The sequence below is a fragment of the Acidocella sp. genome (assembly GCF_036489515.1).
Lineage (GTDB): Bacteria > Pseudomonadota > Alphaproteobacteria > Acetobacterales > Acetobacteraceae > Acidocella.
Map to the genome: position 1 here is coordinate 1 of NZ_DASXFO010000093.1, position 24,903 is coordinate 24,903.

The following is a 24,903-nucleotide window of genomic DNA, read 5'->3' on the forward strand; positions in this document are numbered from 1 at the left end:
TCGCCTCACCGTCGGCGAGGTGGCCGCGCTCCTCGGGGCTGAGCGGCACCTCGGAGCGGTTGCGGTAGGTGACGTACCAGCTCACGGCGACGATGATGCCGAGAAGACCCATGATCATGAACATCGCGCGCCAGCCGAAACCGAGCATGAGCACGGTGAGCAACGGCGGCGCGATGCAGGGCCCAAGGCAGGACGAGCCGACGAAAATGCCGATCGGTAAGCCGCGCTCGCGGATGTTGAACCATTCGCTGACAACCTTGGCGCCTGCGGGGAATTGCGGCGCCTCGCCGAGACCGAGCAGCGCGCGGCAGGTCACGAAGGCGGAAAACGAGTGGACGAAGCCTGCCGTGAGCTGTGCCGCCGACCAGAGCAGCATGCCGGCGCCAAGCATGAGGCGCGCGCCGAGCCGGTCGAGCAGCACGCCGATGGGAAGTTGGGAGAAGGAATAGAACCAGGAAAAGGCCGAGAGCAGCAGGCCCATCTCGATAGGGCTCAGGCCGATCTCGTGGCTGATCGGCTGGTTGGCGATGGAGAGCGCGCTGCGGTCGAGATAGTTCACAATGCCGCCGACGGTGAGGAAGCCCGTCGCGATCCACTGTACACGCCGGATGCGCGATGTCTTTGCGATGCTCAACTTCGTTTCCTTTTTTGTTTTAAAGTGCCCAGCTTGGCCGGGGGCTGGATCAGTAGGTCGCGCGTCCTCCGGAGAGATCGAAGACGGCGCCGGTGCTGAAACTGCAGGCGTCGGACGCCAGCCAGAGCGCGAGGGCTGCGACTTCCTCAGGCTTACCCAGGCGTCCGAGCGGGCTTTTGCGGACCATCGTCTCGACATGCGCGGGAGCCATCTGCGCGAGGAGAGGCCTGTCCACCGCCGCCGGTGCGATCGCGTTGACGAGCACGCTTGTGCCGGCAAGTTCCTTGCCGAGCGATTTCGTCAGCGCGATCACGCCGGCCTTGGCGGCGCTGTAGGCGCTCGCATTCGGCGTGCCTTCCTTGCCGGCGAGTGAGGCGATGTTGACGATGCGGCCGTGCCGGCTCGCGCGCAGCGCGGGGATGACGCCGCGGCAGACATTGAAGGTGCCGGTGAGGTTGATGTCGATGATGCGCCGCCACATGGCAGGGTCGTACGCCTCGACCGGTACGGTCGGCCCGGCAAAGCCCGCATTGTTGACGACGATGTCGATGCCGCCGAATTGCGCGCGGGTTGCCTCGGTGGCGCGGGCGACGGAGGCGTCGTCGGTGACGTCGACCTCCCCGCAGAAGCCGTTTTCGTCATCCGCGATCAGGTCCCAAACGGCAACGGAAGCGCCGGCCGCACGCAGCGCGCCCGCAATCGCGGCGCCGATGCCCTGCCGGCCGCCGGTCACCACCGCCACACGCCCTGCGAAATCGTAGCACAGCATGCGTGTTATCCGCGGCTAACGGACGAACTGGTCGACGTAGTCCGCACCGAGCCCGATCTCCGCGTAGTGCTTCCGGCATATGTCGAGCTTGGTAAAGACGTCCTCGTAGCCGATGCCTTTGCCCCAAGGATCGACGTAGTACATCACGCCGTTCACCTGGAAATAGGTGATCATCTCCTCGACGTCGTCGGGCACGACGAGGGTGTGGGTTTCTCCCGGCGGCTCGAACACGTAGCTGCCCTCGGTCGCGACCCAGTCATGTTCGAGATAATGCCAACGTCCTTTGAGAACGAAACCGTGCACAGGCCCCGGATGGCGATGGCGGCTGAGCACGCCTGCCTTGCGCACGCGCAGCAGGTTCATCCAATAGCCCTGGGAGATGTTGAGGCAGAGCGGGCGGAACCAGACATTCGGCGCCTGCGGCACCCAGACCCGCTCGTCGCTCGGGACCGCCTCGGGCACGACGATGTCGCGCAAGGCTTCCGGCGGATTCGGATATTGATAAGGCATGCGCTGCTGGTCGGCGGCATCTGTCGGCATTTCGTTTTCCTCGGCTGTCCATTATCGGCGGACTTGTCCAGGGAAAAGTATTTCGCAGGTCTTACGTTATGTCAACGATGGTGCCTCATCGAAGGGAAGGCTACTTTTTGTGAACAAAAAGTAGCAAAAAAACTTTGCTATGCTGGGCCATGGGCGTTATCGGCGACACAGCCCAAGGCCCAGCACAACAAAAATTTTTACGCCGCTTTTTTTTAAAAAGCGGCCGCTTTCTTACACCCGACCGGCAAGGTGAGCGACCGCGAGCAGCCGATCATCTCCCGCCGGCGCCGCGACGAGTTGAATGCCTACGGAAAGCCCACTCTCGTCGCGCAGAACGGGCAGCGTGAGAGCCGGAAAGCCCAGCAGGCTCCATACCCGGCAAAACGCGGGATCACCCGTATCCTGCAGGCCGTATGGCGCGATACCCGAAGTGGGCGGCATGATCAGGGCATCGACCCCTTCCATCGCCGCGGCAAATGATTGCCGCGCTTGGCCAGCGAGGCCCAGAGACGCCTCGTATTCCGTGCGCGAGATCGATGCGCCGAGGGCCAGAAGCTCCCGCGTTTTTGGTGACAGCAAGCCCGGGTGCTCCTGCTGTGCCTGAAGCAGGGATTGGTTCGTTTCATAGGCCATGACCGTGAGCTGGGCGCGGGCCAACGTGACCAAGGGAATGGGCGGGGCAACGTCCACAATCTCCGCGCCATGGCCTGAAAGTTTCGTGAGGCTCACGGCAATGGCCTGTTCCGCCAGAGGCGAAGCGGCGGCGACCGGAGGGCCGGACAGGCGGCCAATGCGGACCGGTCCACCGGCCGGGGCTGGCGTTTGCGGGCGCCCGGTCAACGCGGCATAGAAGCGTGCGACATCCGCGACACTCCGGCTGAACAGCCCGAGCGTATCCAGAGAGGGTGCGAAAACCCCGACGCCGGTGAGATCCATCCAGCCAAAGCTCGGCTTGAAGCCGACAATCCCGCAATACGCCGCAGGACGGATGATTGATCCCGCGGTCTGCGTGCCGAATGCCAACGGCGCCATGCCATCCGCAACACACGCCACCGAGCCGCTCGAGGAACCGCCAGGCGTATGCGCAAGATTGAGGGGGTTGTGGGTTTTCCCTGGCTCTGCGCCTGCGAACTCAGTCGTCACCGTTTTGCCCAGGATGACCGCGCCAGCCCGCCGCGCCGCCGCGACGCAGGCGGCATCGCTGGCCGCGGCGCCGGCATGGGCGTGAATGGGCGAGCCATAACGCGTGGGCAGACCGGCGACATCGATGAGGTCCTTCACCGCCACGGGGATTCCCTGTAGCGGGAAGCTGCCGGCTTCCCGGTCCCGCATCTGCGCCTGGCTGAGCGCCCCATCGGGATCAAGCGTTTCCCAGGCTTCGATCACGGCCTCGCGGCTCGCAATGCGCTCAAGGCAGGCCCCGGTCAGAGCTTCGCTGGTGAGCTTCCCAGCCTGGATCAACTCCGCGGCCTCAGTGGCAGTGAGACGCCAGACAGACTCGTTATGCATCTTGATTTCCCCACCGCAGATCGGTCATGAACAAAAACACCCTGTCATATTATAGACAATTCGGAACGATAAAATCGCATGCACGACGAAATTCGCTGGATTTTTCTCGCCGATGCAGGTCGGCCAATAAAACGGCGCCCTTGGAAAAGCAATGTTCTCCCGACCGCCACGAGCCTGCCGATTTTCCGCCGACCGCATTGGGTGATAAGCCTGAAGCCGGTCACCCGCCGCTCCAAGGGTGCCGTTTTTGAAAAGGAAGTCTGCTGACATGAACTGGCCAACGGAACACGGGGAATTTCAACTTGGCAATTTCCCGCTGCAATCGGGCGAAGTGCTGCGCGATGCGAAACTCGTATGGAAATCCTACGGCACGCTGAACGCCGCCCGCGACAATGTGATTCTCTACCCGTGCAGCTACGGCGCCAAGCATGGCGATATGGAATGGCTGATCGGACCGGACGGGATCCTGGACCCGACGCGCTGGTTCATCATCATCCCCAACATGTTCTCCAACGGCCTCTCCTCCGGCGCCGGCAATACACCGGACTACCCCCTGGTGGTGACGTCCTGGGACAACGTGACGGCGCAGCGCCGCCTGCTGCTCGAGCAGTTCGGCATCGAGCGGCTGCATGCCGTCTACGGGTTCTCAATGGGCGGGCAGCAGGCCTATCACTGGGCGGCGATGTTCCCCGATGCGGTAGAGCGCGCCATCGTGGTCTGCAGCAGCGCCAAGACCGCGGTGCATAACAAGGTTTTCATCTCCGGCCTGCTGCGCACCTTCGAGGCGGCGCCTGAGCATATCGGCAATGGCCGTTTCTCCGCCCCGCCGGTCGGCACGCTGCGCGCCATGGGCCATATCTATGCCGGCTGGGCGCTGAGCCAGGATTTTTACCGTGAGCGCCTGCATCTCACCGCCTTCGGCGCACCGGACCTGGAGGCCTATCTGAAAAACGACTGGGAAGCCTCGTTCCTGAAACGCGACGCCGCCGATTGCTACGCGCAACTCGTCACCTGGTCGCATGGCGATATCAGCGCCAATACGACCTATGGCGGCGATTTCGCGAAGGCGCTGGGCGCGATCAAGGCGAAGGTGCTGTTGATGCCGGGCGAGACCGACCTGTATTTCCGCATCCCCGACAATGCTCTGGAAATGCTGCATCTCGCCAAAGCCGAGCTGCTGCCGATCCCCAGCGTCTGGGGTCACCGCGCCGGCAACCCCGCTGCCAACCCGGCCGACGCCGCCTTCCTGAAGGACGCCGTCCGCAGCTGGCTGGACTGAGTTTTGGTCCCCCTCCGCCCCGCACGGGGCGGAGGGGAATGGGTTTAATCGCCGGCGGCGGGCATCACCGCCGCGCCGCGCAACGCCACCGGCATCACCTGCTGGCGTCCCGTCAGCAGGCTGCCGCCGATGAGAATCGCCGCGTTGATCAGCAGGCAGACCGCGCCGATGTTGAAATCATGCGTCGGCACTTTCAGCACAAAGAAGGCGACCGAGAGAACATCCCCGACGATGATGCCGGCCGCGATCGCCAGCGGCTTGGCGCGGCGGAAGAACATGATCGCCAGCATGCCGGGGAAGAACTGCGTGATGCCGAAGAAGGCGGTGTTCAGGATCGTGGTGAGCAAGCCGGGTGCAACCAGCGTCAATACGATCGACAGCACCAGATACAGAACGATGACCAATTGCGCCACGCTGCGCTGCTTCTGCTCCGGCACATGACCGAACAGGTTGCGCGTCACAAGCGGCCCGATGGCGAGGCTCGTGCCGGCCAGCACCAGCAGACCCGTGAGCGAGGCGCCGGCAACGACGATGCCAAGCACCCAGGACGGCAGCATTTGCGTGGCCGCCGCCATGAAGGCGCCGTTCGGCCCGCTCAAATGCACATGCGTCCCCAACTCGTAATAAGCGACGATCACCAGGAACGGGAACATCATCATGTAAAGCGGCATGAACATTTGCATGCGACGAATGGTCTGCTCGGACTTCGCCGTGAACAGGTTCTGCGTGTTGAAGGGCAGCATGAAGAAGCCGATCGCCTGGAAAGCGATGGTCGACATCGAGAAACGCAGTTGCGGCGCGGTCAGGTGGCTGCTGACCATCGGAGTCCCCGCATGAAAGATGGTGGTAAGATGCGTCTGCGCCAGTGCCGCGCCGCCGGTGATGATGACCGCCGCGACCAGCAGAATGTCTTTCAGGATCGCCACATAAGCCGGGGCGCGGATCCCGGCGATCACGACATAGGCGAGGGCAAGTGCCGCGGCGAAGATGACCAGCACCGCGGGGCTGATGTGCCAGCCCAGCCCGCCAAGTGCGACGAGCAAGCCGCCAAACTGCAACTGCCCCCAGGGGATCAGAAAGGTGATGGCGGAGATCGTTACTGTCAGTTCCAGCGCCCGGGCACCGGGACGATTCTTGAAATGCCCCTTGAACAGATCGGCGATGGTCACCGCGTCATACAGTTTTCCGGCGCGCCAGATCAGCGGGTTGACGAAATACGCCACCGCGGAGGCGAGCACAAAATAGCCGAGGTACCAGATACCGTAGACGCCTTTGGCGTAAATAAGGCCTGAAAAACCGATGATGGTGGCGATGCTGTAAATCTCGCCGACCGAGAGAAAGAAGACGAGAAAACCTCCGAACTGCCGTGAGGCAATGAAGAAGTCGCGGACATTGGTGGAATGGTGCCCCTTTTTCGCCAAGACGGCGAGAACGAGCGAGGCGGCGATGAGGACCGCAAAAACGATGGTGGCCATGGTCACGCGCTCCTCAGTATTCGGGCCGGTGACGGTCGAAGCACAACCAGCAGATGCCGAGGCACGCCGAACTCAGGATGAACCAGGAGAACATCCACAGATACAGGAACGGGATATTGAAAAGGGTGAAACTCACCTCGTTCACCAGGGGCAGCATCACCACGATGGCGATGAACGGTATCCCAAGCCCAATCAAAACTCTTAGCATCAATCTTCCTTACAATCATACGCGACAGAACCTGGCCGGCGGGGAAACCGACAAGCTGCCCGACCGGTGCTGAGCAAGCCCCGTGCCATCCGGATTTACGTGTGATGAAAGCGCGTTTTATAAAAACACGCGCCAAAATCGTGAAGAAAGAGCTTTAATTTTAAGCGATTGATTAAATATGCCGCACCGCCTTCCCGGATGCAGGAAAGCAGCCGCTTTTTGAAAAAAGCGGCGCAAAAACTTTTATTATGCTGGGCCTGAGGCACTGAAACAGTACGGGCCCAAAGGCGCTGCGCCGCCCTTGTCCGCCCTCTCTAGAATAGGGTGGGGGGCTATGCTATAATTTGGGTATGACCCATACCATCCGTGAAAAGCAGCGGCTTTTAGCCCGTGTCCGCCGCATGCGTGGCCAGGTTGAAGCGATAGAACGTGCGCTTGAGAGTGAAGCCGAATGCGAAAAGGTGATGCACTTGCTCGCAGGCGTACGCGGTGCGATCGCGGGGTTGATGGCTGAAGTCGTTGAGGACCACGTCCTGACGCATCTTGTCGATCAGGAAAAACATCCTGAAGCGCTCAATGCGGAGGCCGCCGAGCAATTGCTCGTGGTCATTCGCACCTATTTAAAGTGAGCCTCCTATGTTCGTCTCAACCATAGCAAAACCCGCCCATAGCCACGTCTTCCTTGGCGCCGATCACGAACGTAGTGAACGCAGGACGTGGTGGGTCATCTGGTTATGCGGCGCCATGATGATCGCGGAAATTGTCGGTGGGCTTCTGTTCGGCTCGATCGCACTGGTCGCCGATGGCCTGCATATGAGCACCCATGCTGGCGCGTTGCTGCTCGCCGCTTTGGCCTATCGTTATGCGCGCAAGCACGCGAACGATCCTCGCTTTAGCTTCGGAACAGGCAAGTTCGGCGACTTAGCCGGTTTCACCAGCGCGATCATCCTCACCATGATCGCCCTGCTCATTGCCTATGAAGCGATCCACCGCTTCTTTTTCCCGGTGTCGATCCATTTCGCGGCGGCCATTCCAATCGCCTGCCTGGGGCTTGGCGTAAATGTCGTAAGCGCTCTGTTGCTGGCGGGAGGTCATCATCACGAGCATGGGCATAGCCATAGTCACGGTCATAGCCATGGCTCGGAGCATCATGAGCATGAAGCCATGCACCGGGTTACGACGGACACAGGCGTTGTCGAACTGGAGATCTTTGAAGACGGTGTTCCCCCACGCTTTCGGGTGCGGCCTGAAAACGGCCAGGCGTTGTCCGCTTCTGAGGTGACCATTGAAACGGTACGGCCAGATGGCGCACGCCAGGTCTTCACCTTTCAGGACCGCGGCCTCTACCTCGAATCACGGGAAGAAATTCCCGAACCGCATGCCTTCAGAGCGGATCTCCGTGTCGGAACAAACCTCAACACTATTGTGTTTGAGGAACACGACCACGCCGATGAGGCTGCACACCGTGACAATAACATGCGCGCTGCGATCGTTCATGTGATGGCCGATGCAGCCGTCTCGATTCTGGTCATTGTCGGCTTGCTCCTGGCGAAAACTTTCGATTGGCTCTGGATGGATCCGATCGTCGGCATCGTCGGTTCGTTTGTCATTGCGAGCTGGGCCTTTGGCTTGATCCGCGATACAGGCGGAATTCTGCTGGATATGACGGCCAGCCGGAGCATGGCTGAAAAGCTTCAGGAGGCGATCGAGGCAGAGGGGGACGAATTATCCGATCTGCATCTCTGGCGCTTGGGGCCAGGCCATCTGGGAGCCATTGTTGCTCTCAAGACCAAAAATACGCATGGGCCGGCGTATTACCGCGCAAAGTTGGCACGGTTCCGTTCGCTCTCCCATGTCACGATCGAAGTTGAGCACAATACCGGCCACTGAACTGAGACTGATCATGACATCCATCGAGACGAATTGCGCCGTCGTCGGTGGCGGCCCCGCGGGCCTCATGCTGGGCCTGCTCCTCGCTCGCGCCGGAATCGACGTCACGGTGATCGAGAAGCATGGCGACTTCCTGCGCGACTTCCGCGGTGACACCATCCACCCCTCAACGCTGGAAGTCATGCACGAACTCGGGCTGCTCAACGGCTTACTTGCGCTGCCTCATACGCAAGCGCCCCGGCTCCACGCCGAGATCGCGCGCAAGGATGTCACCATTGCTGATTTCTCCCGCCTGCCGACGCAGTGCCGCTTCATTGCCTTCATGCCGCAATGGGATTTTCTTGACTATGTCGCCCGCGCGGCCGGGCGCTACAAAAACTTTCATCTCATCAAAAATGCCGAAGTGACGGAGCTGATAGAAGAGAGCAGCAGGATCGTCGGCCTGAGGGCACAAACGCCTGAAGAGCTGCTCGAGGTGAAGGCGGCGCTTGTCGTCGGTGCGGACGGCCGCAACTCCGTTGTCCGGGAGAAGGCCGGGCTGGAAGTGAAAAGCTTCGGCCGCCCGAGTGAGGTGCTTTGGATGAAGCTGTCGCACCAGCCCAACGATCCGCCCTACACGATGGGGCATGGCGGGCCGCGCCAGGGCTTCGTGATGGTGGATCGTGGCGATTACTGGCAATGCGGCTATGTCGTGCGCAAGGGCAGCTTCGCGGACGTAAAGGCGCAGGGGATCGATGCTTTTCGCGCGGCTGTTGCCGCCGTCTCGCCCCTTCCGCCGGAGCGCGTGCAGGAGGTGATATCCTGGGAGGACGTGCATCTTCTCAGTGTACGCATCGATCGATTGAAACGCTGGTGGCGACCGGGATTGCTCTGCATCGGTGATGCGGCTCACGCCATGTCCCCGATCGGCGGGGTTGGTGTGAACCTCGCGATACAGGACGCTGTCGCCGCGGCGAATATCCTCGCCGGCCCTCTGAGAGACGGAAAACTCGCCGACCGTCACCTTAAGGCCGTCGAGGGCCGCCGCCGCCTTCCGACCAAGGTGACGCAGAAACTGCAATTGATGATGCGTCGCGACCGACGCAAGCGCGACCGCGACGTGGAGAAACGTAGCGGCCCTCCTGCCTTCATGCTCACGATCGCGCGCTGGCCGGTGCTCGCGCGCCTCGCCGGCCGGCTTATCGGGCTCGGTGTCCGGCCCGAGCATGTGCGGCCGCGCTGAGCTGCTTGAGGCAAGTGAGAGGGAAGGCTTCTTTTTGTGAACAAAAAGAAGCAAAAAAACTTTATTAATTTGGGTCATGGGCGTTGTCGGTGCCAACGCCCATGACCCAGCATAACCAAAAGTTTTTGCGCCGCTTTTTTCAAAAAGCGGCTGCTTTCCTGCGCACGCCAGGAACGCGGCATTGCGCGGCGAGGTCGGCCGCCTGGCAGGCGATTTCGGCAACCGCGGTCAATTCGCCGAAAATGCCCCTGGCCAGCGGTCCGGCGATCAGCAGATCCAGCTGCGGCGCGCCGGACGCATCGAGCGCGCGGCCGAGGCGATCGCAAGCCAATCCAAGAGACGTAGGGTCAGGCGCCAGCTGCCTTGCGCGAACCAGCTCCGCGATGAACGGCTCGCGTCGTGTGAGGCTCGCCGGAGCCGATCCTGTGGTGACAATGATCGCGTCGAAAAACGCTTCAACGGTGGTGGCATGGCCGCGCGGCCGCAGCGTTACCGCCAGCGCGTTATCCTGCCGCCGTGCCGCGACGATCGAGGCTGCCTGCACCAGCAGAGACCCGGTCCCTGCTTGGTGCTCCAGCACGCAATTGAGTTGCGGCGCCACGCGATGGCGATGGGTTTCCCAATAAGGGCGCAGATGGCAGAGCAGCCGGCGTTGTTCCGTGAGCGGTAAGGCCGCCCAGATCGTTTGAGCTTCGATGCGCAGAGTATCGAAGACCGGATGCCAGTCGAGCCCCTCCTTGCGCCCTTGCGCGACCCTGGCGCGCACCTGTCGCAACAGGCCACGCGCCGTGCACGAGGACAAATCGACAAACGAGCCTACGGGGGGCGTCACGATCGCCGCGTGGCCGTGGGCGCGCTGGCCCCGGCGCGATACCGCGTGGATCGGGCCGCGATGGCCACGCCGGTCGAGCGAGGCCACCACATCGGCCATCGTCAGCCCCGTGCCGATCACGAGCACCCGATCCTGTGGCCCGATGGCGTCGAGCGCGCCGGCGGCGTTAGGATCGGCGATGAGGCGCGGGTCGCCCTGCAACGCCAACGCGATCGGAGCGGGAACGATCGGCAGCGGATTTCCCAGAGCGAGCACGACCGTGTCGGCGTGCGCCAAACCATGGTCGCACGCGATGAACCAGCCGTTCGAACCACGCGACAGACGGGTAGCGCGTTCGGTGATATGGCTGATGCGTCCGGCGGCCAGAAAAGGCGTGAGCCGTGCGGCGACATAGCGGCCAAATACCGCGCGCCGGGGAAAGATGCGGCCATCGGGCAGGAAGGCTTCCGGATCGTCGGCGCAGGCGCCGGTGGCGTCGATCCAACGCGCGAAATCACCATTGTCCTCGGGCAGCAGACTCATGCGCTGGGCGGTGACGTTGATCCGATGCACGGGATTGTCGGTGTCGTAAGCGAGGCCGCAACCCAACACCCGGCGCGGCTCGAACACCAGAATGCGCGTGCGCGACGAGGCCGTGCAAGCGAGATGGAAAGCAACCGCGGCACCGGTAAAACCGCCGCCGATGATCGCGACTGTGTGCGAAGCCAAGGCGGGATGAGGGAGCATGATGCGCTGCCGCCGGCGTCAGGTGTAGGCTGCCAAAGCGCGGGCAGGATGCCCCGCCGCCAAACGCGGGCCGGCGCCGAACAGCTTTTCCCGCAGCGTACCGGGCGCGTAGGCCGTTTTGTAGAGGCCCCGCTCCTGCAGTTCCGGCACCAGAAAATCGACGATATCGGTGAAGGTCTCGGGGAGCACCGCATGGGCAAGATTGAAGCCGTCCACATCGGTTTTCGCGATCCACCGTTCCATCGCCTCGGCCACGTCGGCGGGAGATCCCGCGAAGACCGGCCCCATGCCGCCGATCCCCACATATTCAGCGACCTCGCGAACCGTCCATTCGCGCGAAGGATCGGCCCGTGAGAAATTCGCCATCGCGGCACGGCCGGCATCGTTTTCGATGTAGCGGATCTTCTGGTCGAGATCGTAGCCGGCATAGTCGACGCCAACCCAACCGGAGAGCAGCGTCAACGCACCTTCATGATCGACGTAGCTGCGGTATTCGGCCAGCCGGTCGAGGGCTTCGGCGCGGCTGGGCGCCACGATCGCGGTCGCCAGGGCGAAAACCAGAACCTCCTCAGGGCGCCGCCCGGCGGCCCGCACTTCCTCGCGGAGCTTGGCGACGCGCGGGCCGATGACGGCCTCCGAAGGACCGGAGACGAACACGCATTCCGCATGCCGCGCGGCGAAGGCCTGCCCCGCCCCGGAACTGCCGGCCTGATAGAGGACAGGCGTGCGCTGCGGTGAAGGTTCGACGATGTGGAGCGCTTGCATCGCGCCGGCGGGGCTGTGGTGATCGATCACGCGCACGCGGGCCGGGTCCGCATAAAGGCCGCTTGCCCGGTCGCGTATGACAGCATCATCCGCCCAGCTCTGTTCCCAGAGCCCGTAGACGGCGCGCATGTAATGTTCGGCCTCGGCATAACGGTCGTCATGCCCGCGCTGGCGGCTGAGCCCCATCGCCCGCGCGGCGCTGTCGAGATAGGAGGTGACGATGTTCCAGCCGATCCGGCCGCCGGTGAGGTGATCGAGCGTGGAGAAGCGGCGCGCGAGCAGGAAGGCAGGCTCGTAGGTTAGCGAGACGGTGACGCCAAAACCAAGATGTTCGGTCACCGCCGCCATCGCGGACACCAGAAGCAGCGGATCATGCGCCGGCAGCTGGGTGCCGTGCGCGATGGCGGCGCGCGGCGAATTGCCGAAAACGTCGTAAGGGCCGAGCACGTCGGCCAGAAAAACGCCGTCGAACAGACCACGCTCCCACAGCCGCGCGAGATCCAGCCAGTGAGAGAGTTTGGTAAAGTCGGTCGCACGGTCACGCGGATGCCGCCACAGGCCCGGCGAGAGATGCACCGGCGTGTTCATGGTGAAAGCATTAAAGCGGATTTCACGGGTCATCGGATTAACGCCTATTGAACAGGGCGGCCATGCGGTCGCCGATGAGTTGGACACCCCAGACCAGCACCACCAGCACCACCACCACCGCGATCACCACGCTGGTGTTGAACTCGTCGTAGCCGTAGCGGATCGCGAGATCGCCGAGCCCACCGGCGCCGACCACGCCGGCCATGGCGGAGGCGCCGATCAGCGTGACCAGCGTGACGATGAAACCGGAGATCAACCCGGGCAGCGCCTCCGGGATCAGCACCTCGCGCATGATGGCGATGCGGCTTGCGCCCATCGCGCGCACCGCCTCGATCAACCCGCTCTCCACTTCGCGCAGCGATACCTCGGCGATGCGCGCGAAATAGGGCGTGGACGCGATCGCGAGCGGCACGATTGCGGCCTCGGTGCCGATCGCCGTGCCGATGATGAGACGCGTGAGGGGGATGGCGGCGACCAGCAGGATGATGAAGGGCACCGAGCGGACCGCGTTGACCACGGCGGCGACACTACGATTGATCAAACGCTGCGGTGCGATGCCGCGTTTGCTCGTCGCCACCATGACAAGCGCGAGCGGCAGACCGAGCACAAGAGAGATCAGCCCGGCGGCGCCGACCATTTCGATGGTCTGGCCCAGGCAGGTCAGGAGATCGTCAAACGGCAAGTTGAGCATGGCGTGTCCCTGACTGAGGGTTAGTATCTGGTAGGAAGCCTGCCGCACGGAGCATGAGGCGCGTTTCCGCCGCCTTCGGGTGTGACAGCACCGCCCGGGTCACCCCCTCCTCGACGATGCGGCCCGCGGCGAGCACCAGAACGCGGTCGGCGATCAGGCGCGCGACGTTCATCTCATGGGTGATCAGCACGATCGTGAGACCGAGCTCGCGGTTGATCCTGCCGAGAAGCTCAAGGATCGAAAGCGTCGCTTCGGGGTCGAGCGCGGACGTGGCCTCGTCGCACAGCAGCAGCGCGGGGTCGGAGGCGAGCGCGCGGGCAATGCCTACACGCTGCTTCTGGCCGCCGGACAGCTGCGCCGGATAATGGCCCGCTTTGTCCGCGAGGCCGACAAGATCGAGCAGTTCCGCGGCACGGGCGTGGCGGGCAGCGCGGCCGATGCCGCGCAGCTTGAGCGGAAGTGCCACGTTGCCGAGCGCGGTCTTGGCCGAAAGCAGGTTGAAATGCTGGAAGATCATGCCGATCCGCTGGCGCACGACGCGCAGGTCACGCTCACCGCAGCCGACGATATCCTTTCCGTCGATCACGATCCGGCCTTCATCCGGCCGTTCCAACCCGTTCAAGCAGCGAAGCAGCGTGGATTTGCCGGCCCCGGATCGCCCGATCACGCTGAGCACCTGACCGCGCTCGAGCGTGAAGGAAATATCAGCAAGCGCCTGGGTCTTACCAAACCGGCGGCACAGCTGCTCGACCGTCACCAAGGGGGATGTGTGCGATGCATGCGTCATCGGGGGCACCTCACCATGCCGGCGTGAAAAAGCCGTGATAACGGCTGAGGATGAAGGCCTTCTCGTCCGGCGACTGGAAGATCGTGATGAACTTCAGCAGCCGCGGATCTTTCGCTTCCGCCGGGCGTGCGACGATCTGAATGGCATAATGCAGGTTACGGGAGCCATCGGTGATCAGCGCGCTATTCGGGTCGCCGCCCGAGGCCAGCAGAAAGGTGAAGCTGACCTGGGCAACTTCGACATCGTCCAACGCGCGGACCAGTTGCGGCGCCTCGAGCTCGATGAAATGCAGATGCTTGGGGTTGGAGGTGATATCGGCGACCGTCGCGAAATCGCCAACGCCGGGCTTCAGCGTGATCAACCCGGCTTTCTGGTAGAGCTCGAGGCCACGGCCACGATTGATCGGATCGTTGGCGACCGCCACTTGCGCGCCGTAGGGGATATCGGCGAGGTTTTTCAGCTTATGGGAGAACAGGCCCATCGGCATGATGACGCCAGGCGCAACCGCGACCAGGTTGAAATGCTGGGTTGCGTCGGCGACCGCCAAGTATGGCTTGTGCTCGTAGAAATTGGCATCGACGTCACCGTCGGCGACCGCAACGTTGGGCGTCATCCAGTCGGAGAATACCACCACCTTGACCGGCAGCCCCTGCTTCGCCGCGAGATCCGCCGCGTGCTGAATGATGTCCGCCATCGGCCCGGGGGTCACCGCGATCTTCAGCGGCACAGCAGCATTCGCGAGGCCCGTTGTGGCGAAAACCGCGAGGCCGACAATCGAAGCCAGGTTGCCGAACGGTTTCATTTACCTCTCCATTTTCACGTAAGATCAAAACCTACAGGCTTAATATTATTTAGTCAACTAACTACAGTAAATTAATAGGAATGTACCCGCGGTGATGGCTCAGGCAAGCGAAGGGGAAGGCTACTTTTTGTGAACAAAAAGTAGCAAAAAAACTTTATTAATTTTGGTCATGGGCGTTGTCGTCGACAACGCCCATGACCCAGCATAGCAAAAATTTTTGCGCCGCTTTTTTAAAAGCGGCCGCTTTCTTATACTTGATGAGTAATGGCCGCGACGTTGCAATCTTTCTATTCAACCCATAAGATAACTAGGCAACATGGGAGCAAGCGCATGACACTCACCTTCCACTGGTTTCTGCCCACCTATGGCGATAGCCGCTATATCGTCGGCGGTGGGCATGGCCTGCCCGCCGGCACGGCCGGAGGCACCCGCGCCCCTACCCTCGCCTATCTTGGCCAGATCGCCCGCAGCGCCGAGCAGTTGGGCTTCGTCAGCGCCCTGACGCCAACCGGGGCATGGTGCGAGGATGCATGGTTGGCGACAGCCATGCTGACCGAAGTTACGGAGAGTCTGAAATTTCTGGTGGCATTTCGTCCCGGATTGATTGCGCCGACTCTCGCGGCCCAGATGGCCTCGACATATCAGAATTATTCGAATGGCCGGCTGTTGCTCAACGTTGTGGTCGGCGGCGAACCCCATGAACAACGTGCCTACGGCGATTTTCTGCCCAAGGATGAACGCTACGAGCGCGCCGGCGAATTTCTGCAGATCGTCCGGGCTCTGTGGCAGGGTGGCCCGGTCGATTATGAGGGCAAACATTTTCGTATCGAGGGTGCGACACTACCGCGCCTTCCCACGATCATCCCGCCCCTTTATTTCGGCGGTTCGTCGCAAGCGGCTGGCCCCGTCGCGGCCCAACATACCGATGTCTACCTGACCTGGGGCGAACCACCAGCCGATGTTGCCAAAAAAATCGCCTGGATCCGGGGGCTCGCCGAGGCCGAGGGCCGCAACGTGCGGTTCGGAATCCGGCTGCATATCATCACGCGGGACACGTCCGAAGCAGCCTGGGCGGAAACGCGGCGCCTGTTGGCAGCAATCGATCCGGAAACCGTCGCCAAGATGCAGGCCGGTTTTGCGCGCAGTGAATCCGTTGGCCAGGCGCGCATGGTCGCACTTCACCAGGGGGCGCGCGACAATCTCGAGGTCGCGCCCAATCTCTGGGCCGGCTTTGGGTTGGTCCGCGGGGGCGCCGGAACGGCGCTCGTGGGCAGTCACGCGGAGGTGGCGGAACGCATCAAGGAATACGCTGACCTCGGCATTACCGAATTCGTATTGTCGGGTGTCCCTCATCTCGAAGAGGCCTATTGGTTCGGTGAAGGCGTTCTGCCGCTTTTGCAGCAAGCGGGCTTGTGGACGCATCCGCGCGGCGAAGAGTCTGACGTCAAAGTGACCGGCGATGTCCCCTTCTTGCCGGCAACCGAGTCCAAACACCAATCCGGCAAAGCAAGATGACAGCACACATCATCTCCTCTGATTCTGAAGCCAATTCGATCGCGGAAGAACTGCGCCAGTTTTTGGTCGCGGGAGCTTCCGAGCGCGACCAAAAGCCGGAACCTCCAGCCGCAGAACTGGACAGGTTGTCTGCCAGCGGCATCCTCGCGATTACGGTGCCGCGCGAATTCGGTGGCGCCGACGTATCGTTCGAGACAATCACGAACGTTTTTCAGCGCCTGTCGGCGGGTGATCCTGCGGTGACTCAGATGACGCAGAGCCATTTTCTGTTTCTGGATGCGATCCGGCAGGACGGCACACAGGAGCAGAAGGCGTTTTTCTTTGGCCAGGTCCTGGCCGGTGCGCGGCTCGGAAACGCGCAGGCCGAAAAAGGTTCGGCCTCCGCCCTCGATCTACAGACGAAACTGACGCAGGGTGACAGCGGAAATTATCGCCTGAACGGCACCAAATATTATTGCACCGGCGCGATCTTGGCGGACTGGCTGCCTGTTGCGGCATTCGATCCGGAGGAACGCCTGGTACTGGCCCTCGTCCCGCGCAAGGAACACGGCGTCATCGTTTCGAGCGATTGGAACGCCATGGGCCAGCGCGTGACCTTTAGCGGCACAACGACTTTCGAAAATGTGGCGGTGCCGGAAAACCATGTCATCCCGCATTGGCGCCTGTTTGATCGCCCAAGCGTGTTTCATGCCTATGCCTCGCAACTCCACACGGCCATCGACATCGGGATTGCACAGAATGCCTTGAGCGATGCTGTCGCGCTCGTCCGTGCGAGAGGCCGGCCAAGACTTGGCGCACCGGTCTCCAAGGCAACCGAGGATCCGCATGTTATTCTACGGTTCGGTCAGCTCTCGGCTAAATTTCACGCCGCGGAACAGTTGTTGCTGCGGGCCGCACGGCTGCTCGATCGAGCGACGGCTGACTTGACCATCGAGCTGGCCGGCGAAGCGGCTGTCGCGGTGGCCGAGGCGAAGGCCTTCAGCGAAGATGTCGTCATTGAAATCACGAATGAAATCTTTGCGCTGTCTGGCGCAAGCGCCACTGACAACGCCTTGAATCTCAGCCGTCATTGGCGGAATGCCCGGACCCATACGGTTCACGACGCGAATCAGTGGCGATACCACAGCGCCGGCAATTACCTCCTCAACGGCGTTCTGCCGGGCAAGCCTATACGTAAGAAAGCAGCCGCTTTTTGAAAAAAGCGGCGCAAAAACTTTTGTTATGCTGGGCCATGGGCGTTGTCACCGACGCAGCCCATGGCCCGAAGGAGCAGAAAACTACTTTTTGTTCACAAAAAGTAGCCTTCCCTTCACTTGACTGTCTCTTCTACCAACTGAATCCGGCGCCCCGCGGTCGCTGCGCTCACCACCGTCAGCACCACCACGTTGACGATCAAGGCGACGACACCGACATTGATGTCCTTCACCACATCCGGCAGACCCGGCATCAGCTTGCCGATGGTCTCATGCGCGAGCGTGAAATACACCACGGTGGCGACACCGGCGATGATGCCGGCGGCAGCACCTTCCTTGGTTACCGGGTTGCGTTTCCGCAGGCTGAACACCACCGCTGGGAAAAGCTGCGTGACGAAATTATAGCCCATCAACAGCAAGGCAACGATGGTGCTGCTCCCGGAAATCGAGAAATAGCAGCCAATGGCGGCCATCACCGGCACGAGGAATTTGGCTAGCCGCACTGTGCTCTCATCGCTCTGGCGAGACCGAAGTGCTGCAACGAAATTACGCGAGAACAAAGTCGCGGCGCACATGATGATCAGCGAGCCCGGCACCAAGGCCGTGAACACGCCCGCAGCGCCGATAATGCCGACCATCCAGGACGGGAAGGCGGCGACGGAAATCTTCAGCAGCGCCATGTTCGTGTCGCCACCCTTCAGCCCCGGCACCACCAGCAGTGCGGTGAAGCCGACGAAGTACACCAACAGCATGAGCAGCTGATAAAGCGGCAGCACCACCGCGTTCTTGCGGAACACGTTCGCATTGCTCGCCGTGAAGGACGCACCGAAAGTCTGCGGCCACATCAACAAGCCCAGCGAGGTAAGCAAGGTGGTAGAGATGAACCAGGACACGCTCTGCCCGTGCGCCGGCAAAGCGAGGAAGCCGGGCCGCGCCGCATTCACTGCCGTGAACATCTTTCCGATGCTGCCGAAATAATGGATCGGCAGATAGAAGCCGAGGAAGGCAACCACGGACACGATCATGACGTCCTTGACGATCGCCGTCCAGGCCGAGCCGCGGATGCCGGAGATGATCACATAGAGCGTGACCACGACGGCGCCGATGATGATGGCAGCCGCCTTCGGCACGGCGCCATAGCTCGCCGCCTGCACGATGATCCCAAGGCCGGTGAGCTGCAGCACGAGATAGGGCACCAGCGCGACGATCCCGACCAGCGCCACCAGCACGCCGAGCGCGGGGCTGTCGTATTTGCGTACAAAGAAATCTGGCTGCGTCACCAGCGCATGCTTGCGCGCATAACGCCAGATCTTCGGCAGCATGAAATAGGAGAATACATAAGCCAGCGTGGAATACCCGATAATGTAGAAGGCCGGCCCGCCAAACCCGTAGGAATATCCTGAAGCCCCGAGAAAGGTGAAGGTCGAGTAGATCTCACCGCCAAACAGCAGGAACACCAGCAGCGCACCGAAATGGCGGCCGCCGACCGTCCATTCTTCCAAGCTCATCTTGTGATGAGAGCGCGCGGCGATGCCCAACACCAGCGCAAAAACCGTGGCGGCCGCAATGATAATCAAGGCAATGTTCATCAGACCGTCTCCTCGTCAGCGCAGGGTGAAGGGTCAAGCCAATAAATGACGCCCATGATCAACGATGTCAGGAACACCCACGCCACCATCCAAGCCAGAATGAACGGCATTCCGAGAATGAAAGGCGCTGCTCTGTTATTGATAACGGGACCGGCACACATGCCGATAAAGGGGATGGCGGCAAGCCAGCCGATACGCTTCATAGTACCTCCAAAGACGTGTGCCGGCTCTCCTGCGAAGGAGACACCGGCACGGAATCGGGCGGACCATGGCCATTCCACCTGACAGACGCAAGGTGCCTCGGCCGCGCCTTCTTCGCGTCGCAGCTCCGATTTGCCCAAAAACTAACCAAATGCGACCTTAAAAAGGCATCTTTTGAGCACGTATATAGCGAATACGCATATGCCCCGGGAGCAGCACCCTCAGGGAAGCGAAGGCTTCTTTTTGTGAACAAAAAGAAGCAAAAAAACTTTGTTATGCTGGGCCATGGGCGTTGTCGCCGACACCGCCCATGGCCCAGCATAACAAAAATTTTTGCGCCGCTTTTTTTAAAAAGCGGCTACTTTCCTATTTACCCCAGCGAGCTCACGATGCGATCGAGGAAGCCGTCGCAGGCAGCGAGTTCATCTCTGGTGATGAACTCGTCGGGCTTGTGCGCACGGTCGATCGAGCCTGGACCGCAGACCACCGTCGGCAAGCCGAGCATGTCGTTGAACAAGCCGCCTTCGGTGCCGAAACTGAGCTTGCCCGCCACGCTCGCCCCGGCGGCCTTGGCCAGTCTCGCGATCGGCGCGTCCTCTTCGGTCTGCAGGCCGGGATAGGCATTCTGCACGCTGATCTCGATGCCGGCGGTGCGGCCGCCGGCACGCGCGGCCGCCGCGATCTCCTGTCCGCGCGCGGTCAGCCTTGCCAGCAGATCATCCGGCGAATCGCCCGGCAGAAGCCGGATTTCGAAACGGATATTGCAGCTATCAGGCACGATGTTGAGCGCCGTGCCGCCTGCGATGGTGCCGACATGGACGGTGCTGTACGGCACCGAATAAGCGGCGTCATGGGCGCCGTGCTGGGCGAGCCATTCCTGCAACGCCTCCGTCTCGCCGATCATGCGCGCGGCGAGGTTGATGGCATTGCATCCGAGCGTCGGGTTCGCGGAATGCGCGGCTTCACCTAGGCAGCTGATCTGTCCGTTGACCTTGCCCTTATGGCCGGTCGCGATGGTGAGCCCCGTGGGCTCTCCGACGATGCAACCCGCTGCCCGAAAGCCCTCGTCGGCGAGGCGCTTGAGCATGCTGCGCACGCCGACGCAGCCGATCTCCTCGTCATGGGAAATGGCAATATGCAGCGGACGCACAAGACGGACACCCCGAAGGCGCTCGGCCGCCGTCAACATGCAGGCGATGAACCCCTTCATGTCGGAGCTGCCGCGCGCATAGAGCCGCCCGTCATGTTCGGTCAGCGCAAAAGGATCGCTGGCCCATTCCTGGCCATCGACTGGCACCACATCGCTATGGGCAGACAGCACGATGCCGCCCTCGCCATCAGGACCGAAACTCGCGATCAGGTTGGTTTTGCCGGCAAGATCGCCGGGCAGCACGCGCACCCGGCCGCCTGCGGCGGTGAGACGCTCTGCCGCGTAGCGCGTAAACGCATCATTGGAATCCCGGCTGACCGTCGGAAAGGCGACAAGCCGGGCCAAGGTTTCGACACTTGATTGCATAGTCATGAGGGCCCCTTAACATCTGCGCATGCGATTGCAATGCAGCGTCACGGCAACGCACCGGACGTGCTTTAGCCCCCTTATATTCCCTCTCGACACGGCTTGCACGCCGAACCATTTCAGATAAATTCGTCGCAAATCCTGCCTAGAATGGGAAAAAATCTAACCGAGGAGACGCTGAAAATGTCGAACCTTCGCTGGAAGCACCGCCCCGAAAACGCCACCTGGGGCGATTTCGGCCCCGACGACCAAATCGGCCGCCTCAACCTCCTCACCCCGCAAAAAATCCGCGAGGGCATCGCCGAGGTAAGGGAAGCGCGCGCCTTCTGCCTCAGCCTGCCGCTGGATTTTCCCGGCGACAACACGCTGAACCCGCGCCGCTACCCGCCCAAACTGCGCCCCACCTATCGCGCCGGCCTGCCCAACATGAACTACCTGATGCAGCGCGGCGACCCGCAACTAACCGACGTGATGAACGACGACGCGGTGCTGCTGCACCTGCAATATTCCACGCAATGGGACAGCCTCGCCCATGTCGGACAGCTCTTCGACGCCGATGGCGACGGCGTCCCCGAGCAGGTTTATTACAACGGGTTTCGCGCGCATGAGCATGTGGTCGGCCCCGTCCGTTACGAAGGTCAGGAGATCGAGCCGACCCATGCCGAGCAGACCGGCGCCTACCGGCTCGGCATCGAAACGATGGCGGAAACCTGCGTGCAGGGCCGCGGCGTGATGATCGACCTCGAAGCCCATCTCGGCCGCGATTTTACGCGGGTCGGCTACGATACGATGATGCGCATCCTTGAAGCCGACAAGGTCGAAGTGACGGAGGGCGATCTCGTGTGTCTGCGCACCGGCTACGACCGGGTGTTGCTGGGCATGAACAAGCGCCCGACCGTGGCAGGGCTGGACTGCTGCGCAGCCCTCGACGGCCGCGATCAGAAACTGCTGAACTGGATCACCGATACCGGCCTCGCCGCGCTGATCTCGGACAACGCCGCGGTCGAGGCACTGCCACCCGGCGAGAGCCATGAGCATCAATGCTCGGCTCTGCCGCTGCACGCGCATTGCCTGTTCAAGCTTGGCGTGCCGCTGGGCGAGATGTGGCTGCTCTCCGACCTCGCCGATTGGCTGCGCGCCCATGGCCGCTATCGCTTCTTCCTCACCGCCCCACCTCTGCGCCTGCCCGGCGCGATCGGCTCGCCCGTCACACCGGTCGGCACGGTGTAGAACCAAAAACCTTAGGAAACGTCACCAAACTATTCAGGAGGAAGAAAGCAGCCGCTTTTTGGAAAAAGCGGCGCAAAAACTTTTGCTCTGCTGGAGCCCGCGGCAGCGAAACCAGCACGGCAACCTGTTTATTTCCCAGAACTTTGCGAGGATTTTCAGAAGGCCGGTTGGTGGAGCTAAGCGGAATCGAACCGCTGACCTCCTGCATGCCATGCAGGCGCTCTACCAATTGAGCTATAGCCCCGAACCGGTGGCGGGCATATAGACCAGAGTTTGCTCCCAGATCAAGAGGGGGGTGGAAGCTATTTTTGTTTATGATATTGATCACCCGGCGCCGGGTTAGCACAGTGGTAGTGCAGCGGTTTTGTAAACCGAAGGTCGGGGGTTCAAATCCCTCACCCGGCACCAGAATTTTCTTTGAAATCAAATAATTAAGCCGTCTCACTTTTTATTCGGCCGCTTTAGGCCCACGCGCCCTCACGATGGCGTGGCTCCCCTGGCGCCATATGGCCTGAAGGCGAATCACGCGGCGCTTCGGTCGAGCGAAGGAACGAGCAAGCGAAGGAACGAGCAAGCGAAGCGGAAGGCTTCTTTTTGTGAACAAAAAGAAGCAAAAAAACTTTATTAATCTGGGCCTGGGGCGTTGTCGCCGACACCGCCCCAGGCCCAGCATAGCAAAAAATTTTTGCGCCGCTTTTTTTAAAAAGCGGCTTCTTTCCTCTTTCTGAGACAGTCACCATGGCGCATGATTGACCCAAGCAAACCGGGACGAAACGGTTTCCGGCAAATAATTAAGAGAGAAACATCCATGGCTGGACCTCTGTTAGGAATACGGGTTGTCGAGATAGGTACACTGATCGCGGCCCCGTTCGCCACACGCATGCTGGCGGATTTCGGCGCGGAGGTGATCAAGATCGAGGCTCCCGGCCGGGGCGATCCCCTGCGCGAATGGAGAAAGCTCCATGAGGGGACCTCGTTATGGTGGTACCTTCAGGCCCGCAACAAGAAATCCGTCGCGCTCGATCTGAAGACGCCTGAAGGTCTCGACATCGCGTGCCAGCTTGCCGCGACGGCGGACGTGGTGGTCGAGAATTTCCGTCCCGGGGGGCTCGAGAAACTGGGCCTCGGCTGGGATGTCCTCTCCGCGCTGAACCCCAACCTCGTCATGGTCCGCATCTCCGGCTACGGCCAGACCGGCCCCTACCGGGACCGCCCGGGATTCGGGGCCATCGGCGAGGCGATGGGCGGCATCCGCTTCACCACGGGCGCCCCATCAACACCGCCCTCTCGGGTCGGCATCAGCCTCGGCGATTCGCTCGCCTCGCTGCATGCCGTGATCGGCGCGCTGATGGCGCTCCTGCGGGTGAAGACCGGACAGGGGCAAGGCCAGGTCGTCGACGTCTCGCTGTTCGAGAGCGTGTTCAATCTGATGGAAAGCCTGGTGCCGGAATACGATTTTTTCGGCCATGTCCGCGAACGCTCCGGGGGCGCAATGCCCGGCATCAGCCCCTCGAACACCTATCCCACGGCGGATGGCGGCTACGTCGTCATCGCCGGCAATTCCGACCCGATCTTCCGCCGGCTGATGGGCGTGATCGGGCGCGCCGACCTCGCGAACGACCCCGCTTTGCGCGGCAATGAGGGGCGCGTCGCGCGCAATGAAGAACTGGATGCGGCGATCGCCACGTGGAGCGCCACGCTGCCGACCGCGGCCGTCCTTGCCGCGCTGGAGGCGGCGGAGGTGCCGGCGAGCCGGATCTACTCGGTCGCGGATATCATGAGCGACCCCCATTATCTGGCCCGCGACATGATCCGGCAGGCCGTTTTACCGGACGGGGCGGAGGTGAAGATGCCCGGCGTCACACCCAAGCTCTCGGCCACTCCAGGTGGCGTGCGCTGGGAAGGCCCCCGCCTCGGCGAGCACACCGCGGACGTGCTGCGCGGGCTGGGCTTCGATGCCGGAAAGATCGAACGGCTGCAGAAAATCGGGGTCGTGCAATGATGCCGCTAGCGGCGGATGCCTTGCTGGTCCAGGAGGTCGCCCCGCGCGACGGCTTCCAGATCGAGCCGGCCTGGGTCCCGACCGAGGAGAAGATCCGGGTCATCGATGCCTGCTCGCGCGCGGGGTTTTCCCGGATCGAGGTTTCCTCCTTCGTGTCTCCCAAGGCGATCCCAATGCTGCGCGATGCCGAAGAGGTCTTCGCGCGCATCGCCCGCCGGCCCGGCACCGTCTATGTCGCCTTGGTTCCCAACCTGCGCGGCGCCGAGCGGGCGCTCGCCGCGCGGGCCGACGAGCTGAACATGGTGATGTCGGCGAGCGAGACGCATAACCTCGCCAACATGCGGATGACCAGGGAGGCATCGCTCGCCGGGTTCGCTGCAATCATGGAAGCCGTCGCGGGCGCGCCCGTCCTGGTCAATGCGTCGGTCGCGACGGCCTTCGGCTGCCCGTTCGAAGGGGAGCAGCAAGCCGATCATGTTCTGGAAATCGCCTCGCGCTATCTGGCACTCGGTGTCAGCGGCATAACCCTCGCCGACACCACCGGCATGGCGAATCCGCGCCAGGTCGCGGCGCTGGTGCGGCGGACCCTGGAACTCGTGCCAGCGGAAAGGCTCACGCTTCACTTCCACAACACCCGCGGCATGGGCCTCGCCAATGTGCTCGCGGCCTATGACGCCGGCGCACGGCGGTTCGATGCAGCTTTGGGCGGCCTCGGCGGCTGCCCCTTCGCGCCCGGGGCAACGGGCAATATCTGCAGCGAAGACCTGGTGAACATGTGCGCCGAGATGGGCATCCCGACCGGCCTCGACCTGCGGGCACTGATCGCCGAATCGCGCCGGCTCGCCGCCGTGCTGGGCCACGACCTGCCGGGCCAGGTCGCCAAAGCCGGGCTCAATCGAGACCTCCACCCGAAGCCGGATTTCGTGACGCAATAACCAAC

Annotated in this window: 24 protein-coding genes and 2 tRNA genes; 11 read left to right on the top strand and 15 right to left on the bottom strand. The window is 62.1% G+C overall.

Annotated elements, in window-relative coordinates:
* The 4 genes from VGG47_RS13535 to VGG47_RS13550 form a co-directional block, all read right to left on the bottom strand.
* A partial coding sequence (locus tag VGG47_RS13535; RefSeq protein WP_331539439.1) for an MFS transporter occupies positions 1 to 634 on the bottom strand: 634 nt, incomplete at its 3' end.
* A 49-nt stretch (positions 635 to 683) separates the two neighbouring features.
* On the bottom strand, positions 684 to 1,403 hold the full coding sequence (locus VGG47_RS13540; protein ID WP_331539441.1) for an SDR family oxidoreductase: 720 nt from the start codon (positions 1,401 to 1,403) through the stop codon (positions 684 to 686).
* A gap of 15 nt (positions 1,404 to 1,418) precedes the next feature.
* A complete protein-coding gene (locus VGG47_RS13545) occupies positions 1,419 to 1,943 on the bottom strand; it encodes a 2,4'-dihydroxyacetophenone dioxygenase family protein (protein ID WP_331539443.1) in 525 nt (174 codons plus the stop codon).
* 231 nt (positions 1,944 to 2,174) lie between these two features.
* Positions 2,175 to 3,452 (bottom strand): amidase, encoded by a 1,278-nt coding sequence (locus tag VGG47_RS13550; RefSeq protein ID WP_331539445.1) that lies wholly within the window; start codon positions 3,450 to 3,452, stop codon positions 2,175 to 2,177.
* A gap of 78 nt (positions 3,453 to 3,530) precedes the next feature.
* Here VGG47_RS13550 and VGG47_RS13555 point away from each other — a divergent pair, with 78 nt between their 5' ends.
* Positions 3,531 to 3,719, top strand: coding sequence for a hypothetical protein (locus VGG47_RS13555; protein ID WP_331539447.1), 189 nt, complete (start codon positions 3,531 to 3,533; stop codon positions 3,717 to 3,719).
* A 1-nt stretch (position 3,720) separates the two neighbouring features.
* Positions 3,721 to 4,731 carry an alpha/beta fold hydrolase gene (locus tag VGG47_RS13560; protein ID WP_331539449.1) on the top strand — a complete coding sequence of 337 codons (1,011 nt, stop codon included), beginning with the start codon at positions 3,721 to 3,723 and terminating at the stop codon, positions 4,729 to 4,731.
* Positions 4,732 to 4,775: 44 nt separating this feature from the next.
* On the opposite strand, the gene VGG47_RS13565 is transcribed toward VGG47_RS13560, so the two are convergent.
* Both VGG47_RS13565 and VGG47_RS13570 read right to left on the bottom strand, forming a co-directional pair.
* Positions 4,776 to 6,206 (bottom strand): sodium:solute symporter family protein, encoded by a 1,431-nt coding sequence (locus VGG47_RS13565; RefSeq protein ID WP_331539451.1) that lies wholly within the window; start codon positions 6,204 to 6,206, stop codon positions 4,776 to 4,778.
* Between the two features lie 13 nt (positions 6,207 to 6,219).
* Positions 6,220 to 6,414 (bottom strand): DUF3311 domain-containing protein, encoded by a 195-nt coding sequence (locus tag VGG47_RS13570; RefSeq protein WP_331539453.1) that lies wholly within the window; start codon positions 6,412 to 6,414, stop codon positions 6,220 to 6,222.
* A 350-nt stretch (positions 6,415 to 6,764) separates the two neighbouring features.
* Between VGG47_RS13570 and VGG47_RS13575 the strand changes: the two genes are divergently transcribed.
* Genes VGG47_RS13575 through VGG47_RS13585 form a run of 3 tightly spaced genes read left to right on the top strand, consistent with a single transcriptional unit; the run spans position 6,765 to position 9,526 of the window.
* On the top strand, positions 6,765 to 7,043 hold the full coding sequence (locus tag VGG47_RS13575; protein WP_331539455.1) for a metal/formaldehyde-sensitive transcriptional repressor: 279 nt from the start codon (positions 6,765 to 6,767) through the stop codon (positions 7,041 to 7,043).
* 7 nt (positions 7,044 to 7,050) lie between these two features.
* Entirely contained in the window at positions 7,051 to 8,304 is a 1,254-nt protein-coding gene (gene dmeF, locus VGG47_RS13580) for a CDF family Co(II)/Ni(II) efflux transporter DmeF (RefSeq protein ID WP_331539457.1), read from the top strand.
* A 13-nt stretch (positions 8,305 to 8,317) separates the two neighbouring features.
* A complete protein-coding gene (locus VGG47_RS13585) occupies positions 8,318 to 9,526 on the top strand; it encodes an FAD-dependent oxidoreductase (RefSeq protein ID WP_331539459.1) in 1,209 nt (402 codons plus the stop codon).
* A 139-nt stretch (positions 9,527 to 9,665) separates the two neighbouring features.
* Here VGG47_RS13585 and VGG47_RS13590 read toward each other — a convergent pair whose 3' ends face one another.
* The 5 genes from VGG47_RS13590 to VGG47_RS13610 are packed head-to-tail and all read right to left on the bottom strand — an operon-like array spanning position 9,666 to position 14,717.
* A complete protein-coding gene (locus tag VGG47_RS13590; protein ID WP_331539461.1) occupies positions 9,666 to 11,084 on the bottom strand; it encodes an FAD/NAD(P)-binding protein in 1,419 nt (472 codons plus the stop codon).
* A gap of 18 nt (positions 11,085 to 11,102) precedes the next feature.
* Positions 11,103 to 12,470: an LLM class flavin-dependent oxidoreductase gene (locus tag VGG47_RS13595; RefSeq protein ID WP_331539463.1), complete on the bottom strand. Its 1,368-nt coding sequence runs from the start codon at positions 12,468 to 12,470 to the stop codon at positions 11,103 to 11,105.
* 4 nt (positions 12,471 to 12,474) lie between these two features.
* On the bottom strand, positions 12,475 to 13,128 hold the full coding sequence (locus VGG47_RS13600; protein ID WP_331539465.1) for a methionine ABC transporter permease: 654 nt from the start codon (positions 13,126 to 13,128) through the stop codon (positions 12,475 to 12,477).
* Complete coding sequence (locus VGG47_RS13605) at positions 13,109 to 13,915, bottom strand: methionine ABC transporter ATP-binding protein (RefSeq protein ID WP_413788650.1); 807 nt, start codon at positions 13,913 to 13,915, stop codon at positions 13,109 to 13,111. Before VGG47_RS13605 ends, VGG47_RS13600 begins: the two co-directional genes overlap by 20 nt.
* A gap of 10 nt (positions 13,916 to 13,925) precedes the next feature.
* Positions 13,926 to 14,717 (bottom strand): MetQ/NlpA family ABC transporter substrate-binding protein, encoded by a 792-nt coding sequence (locus VGG47_RS13610; protein ID WP_331539467.1) that lies wholly within the window; start codon positions 14,715 to 14,717, stop codon positions 13,926 to 13,928.
* Between the two features lie 330 nt (positions 14,718 to 15,047).
* On the opposite strand from VGG47_RS13610, the gene VGG47_RS13615 reads away from it, so the two are divergent.
* Positions 15,048 to 16,232 carry an LLM class flavin-dependent oxidoreductase gene (locus VGG47_RS13615; RefSeq protein WP_331539469.1) on the top strand — a complete coding sequence of 395 codons (1,185 nt, stop codon included), beginning with the start codon at positions 15,048 to 15,050 and terminating at the stop codon, positions 16,230 to 16,232.
* Positions 16,229 to 17,428 carry an SfnB family sulfur acquisition oxidoreductase gene (locus VGG47_RS13620; protein ID WP_331539470.1) on the top strand — a complete coding sequence of 400 codons (1,200 nt, stop codon included), beginning with the start codon at positions 16,229 to 16,231 and terminating at the stop codon, positions 17,426 to 17,428. The genes VGG47_RS13615 and VGG47_RS13620 overlap by 4 nt, the downstream gene beginning before the upstream one ends.
* Before the next feature lie 113 nt (positions 17,429 to 17,541).
* Here VGG47_RS13620 and VGG47_RS13625 read toward each other — a convergent pair whose 3' ends face one another.
* From VGG47_RS13625 to argE, 3 genes are all read right to left on the bottom strand, one after another.
* Positions 17,542 to 19,014, bottom strand: coding sequence for a sodium:solute symporter family protein (locus VGG47_RS13625; RefSeq protein WP_331539471.1), 1,473 nt, complete (start codon positions 19,012 to 19,014; stop codon positions 17,542 to 17,544).
* Entirely contained in the window at positions 19,014 to 19,217 is a 204-nt protein-coding gene (locus VGG47_RS13630) for a DUF3311 domain-containing protein (RefSeq protein ID WP_331539473.1), read from the bottom strand. The genes VGG47_RS13625 and VGG47_RS13630 overlap by 1 nt, the downstream gene beginning before the upstream one ends.
* Positions 19,218 to 19,585: 368 nt before the next feature.
* Positions 19,586 to 20,737, bottom strand: a complete 1,152-nt coding sequence (gene argE, locus VGG47_RS13635) for an acetylornithine deacetylase (protein ID WP_331539475.1) — start codon at positions 20,735 to 20,737, stop codon at positions 19,586 to 19,588.
* A 177-nt stretch (positions 20,738 to 20,914) separates the two neighbouring features.
* Between argE and VGG47_RS13640 the strand changes: the two genes are divergently transcribed.
* Positions 20,915 to 21,961: a cyclase family protein gene (locus VGG47_RS13640; protein ID WP_331539477.1), complete on the top strand. Its 1,047-nt coding sequence runs from the start codon at positions 20,915 to 20,917 to the stop codon at positions 21,959 to 21,961.
* Between the two features lie 168 nt (positions 21,962 to 22,129).
* Here the strand turns inward: VGG47_RS13640 and VGG47_RS13645 are convergent.
* Positions 22,130 to 22,205: transfer RNA gene (locus VGG47_RS13645), tRNA-Ala, on the bottom strand.
* Positions 22,206 to 22,294: 89 nt separating this feature from the next.
* Here VGG47_RS13645 and VGG47_RS13650 point away from each other — a divergent pair.
* The 3 genes from VGG47_RS13650 to VGG47_RS13660 all read left to right on the top strand — a co-directional run bounded on the left by VGG47_RS13650 (position 22,295) and on the right by VGG47_RS13660 (position 24,898).
* Positions 22,295 to 22,369, top strand: a tRNA-Thr gene (locus VGG47_RS13650).
* Positions 22,370 to 22,769: 400 nt separating this feature from the next.
* Positions 22,770 to 23,963: a CaiB/BaiF CoA transferase family protein gene (locus tag VGG47_RS13655; protein ID WP_331539479.1), complete on the top strand. Its 1,194-nt coding sequence runs from the start codon at positions 22,770 to 22,772 to the stop codon at positions 23,961 to 23,963.
* Positions 23,960 to 24,898 (top strand): hydroxymethylglutaryl-CoA lyase, encoded by a 939-nt coding sequence (locus VGG47_RS13660; protein ID WP_331539481.1) that lies wholly within the window; start codon positions 23,960 to 23,962, stop codon positions 24,896 to 24,898. Before VGG47_RS13655 ends, VGG47_RS13660 begins: the two co-directional genes overlap by 4 nt.
* Positions 24,899 to 24,903 lie beyond the last annotated feature (5 nt).

What these genes read in the sequence shown, in the direction of transcription:
- VGG47_RS13540 (WP_331539441.1), bottom strand. Translation starts at nt 1,403, where the DNA reads ATGCTGTGCTACGATTTCGCAGGGCGTGTGGCGGTGGTGACCGGCGGC.
- VGG47_RS13545 (WP_331539443.1), bottom strand. Translation starts at nt 1,943, where the DNA reads ATGCCGACAGATGCCGCCGACCAGCAGCGCATGCCTTATCAATATCCG.
- VGG47_RS13550 (WP_331539445.1), bottom strand. Translation starts at nt 3,452, where the DNA reads ATGCATAACGAGTCTGTCTGGCGTCTCACTGCCACTGAGGCCGCGGAG.
- VGG47_RS13555 (WP_331539447.1), top strand. Translation starts at nt 3,531, where the DNA reads ATGCACGACGAAATTCGCTGGATTTTTCTCGCCGATGCAGGTCGGCCA.
- VGG47_RS13560 (WP_331539449.1), top strand. Translation starts at nt 3,721, where the DNA reads ATGAACTGGCCAACGGAACACGGGGAATTTCAACTTGGCAATTTCCCG.
- VGG47_RS13565 (WP_331539451.1), bottom strand. Translation starts at nt 6,206, where the DNA reads ATGGCCACCATCGTTTTTGCGGTCCTCATCGCCGCCTCGCTCGTTCTC.
- VGG47_RS13570 (WP_331539453.1), bottom strand. Translation starts at nt 6,414, where the DNA reads ATGCTAAGAGTTTTGATTGGGCTTGGGATACCGTTCATCGCCATCGTG.
- VGG47_RS13575 (WP_331539455.1), top strand. Translation starts at nt 6,765, where the DNA reads ATGACCCATACCATCCGTGAAAAGCAGCGGCTTTTAGCCCGTGTCCGC.
- dmeF (WP_331539457.1), top strand. Translation starts at nt 7,051, where the DNA reads ATGTTCGTCTCAACCATAGCAAAACCCGCCCATAGCCACGTCTTCCTT.
- VGG47_RS13585 (WP_331539459.1), top strand. Translation starts at nt 8,318, where the DNA reads ATGACATCCATCGAGACGAATTGCGCCGTCGTCGGTGGCGGCCCCGCG.
- VGG47_RS13590 (WP_331539461.1), bottom strand. Translation starts at nt 11,084, where the DNA reads ATGCTCCCTCATCCCGCCTTGGCTTCGCACACAGTCGCGATCATCGGC.
- VGG47_RS13595 (WP_331539463.1), bottom strand. Translation starts at nt 12,470, where the DNA reads ATGACCCGTGAAATCCGCTTTAATGCTTTCACCATGAACACGCCGGTG.
- VGG47_RS13600 (WP_331539465.1), bottom strand. Translation starts at nt 13,128, where the DNA reads ATGCTCAACTTGCCGTTTGACGATCTCCTGACCTGCCTGGGCCAGACC.
- VGG47_RS13605 (WP_413788650.1), bottom strand. Translation starts at nt 13,915, where the DNA reads ATGACGCATGCATCGCACACATCCCCCTTGGTGACGGTCGAGCAGCTG.
- VGG47_RS13610 (WP_331539467.1), bottom strand. Translation starts at nt 14,717, where the DNA reads ATGAAACCGTTCGGCAACCTGGCTTCGATTGTCGGCCTCGCGGTTTTC.
- VGG47_RS13615 (WP_331539469.1), top strand. Translation starts at nt 15,048, where the DNA reads ATGACACTCACCTTCCACTGGTTTCTGCCCACCTATGGCGATAGCCGC.
- VGG47_RS13620 (WP_331539470.1), top strand. Translation starts at nt 16,229, where the DNA reads ATGACAGCACACATCATCTCCTCTGATTCTGAAGCCAATTCGATCGCG.
- VGG47_RS13625 (WP_331539471.1), bottom strand. Translation starts at nt 19,014, where the DNA reads ATGAACATTGCCTTGATTATCATTGCGGCCGCCACGGTTTTTGCGCTG.
- VGG47_RS13630 (WP_331539473.1), bottom strand. Translation starts at nt 19,217, where the DNA reads ATGAAGCGTATCGGCTGGCTTGCCGCCATCCCCTTTATCGGCATGTGT.
- argE (WP_331539475.1), bottom strand. Translation starts at nt 20,737, where the DNA reads ATGACTATGCAATCAAGTGTCGAAACCTTGGCCCGGCTTGTCGCCTTT.
- VGG47_RS13640 (WP_331539477.1), top strand. Translation starts at nt 20,915, where the DNA reads ATGTCGAACCTTCGCTGGAAGCACCGCCCCGAAAACGCCACCTGGGGC.
- VGG47_RS13655 (WP_331539479.1), top strand. Translation starts at nt 22,770, where the DNA reads ATGGCTGGACCTCTGTTAGGAATACGGGTTGTCGAGATAGGTACACTG.
- VGG47_RS13660 (WP_331539481.1), top strand. Translation starts at nt 23,960, where the DNA reads ATGATGCCGCTAGCGGCGGATGCCTTGCTGGTCCAGGAGGTCGCCCCG.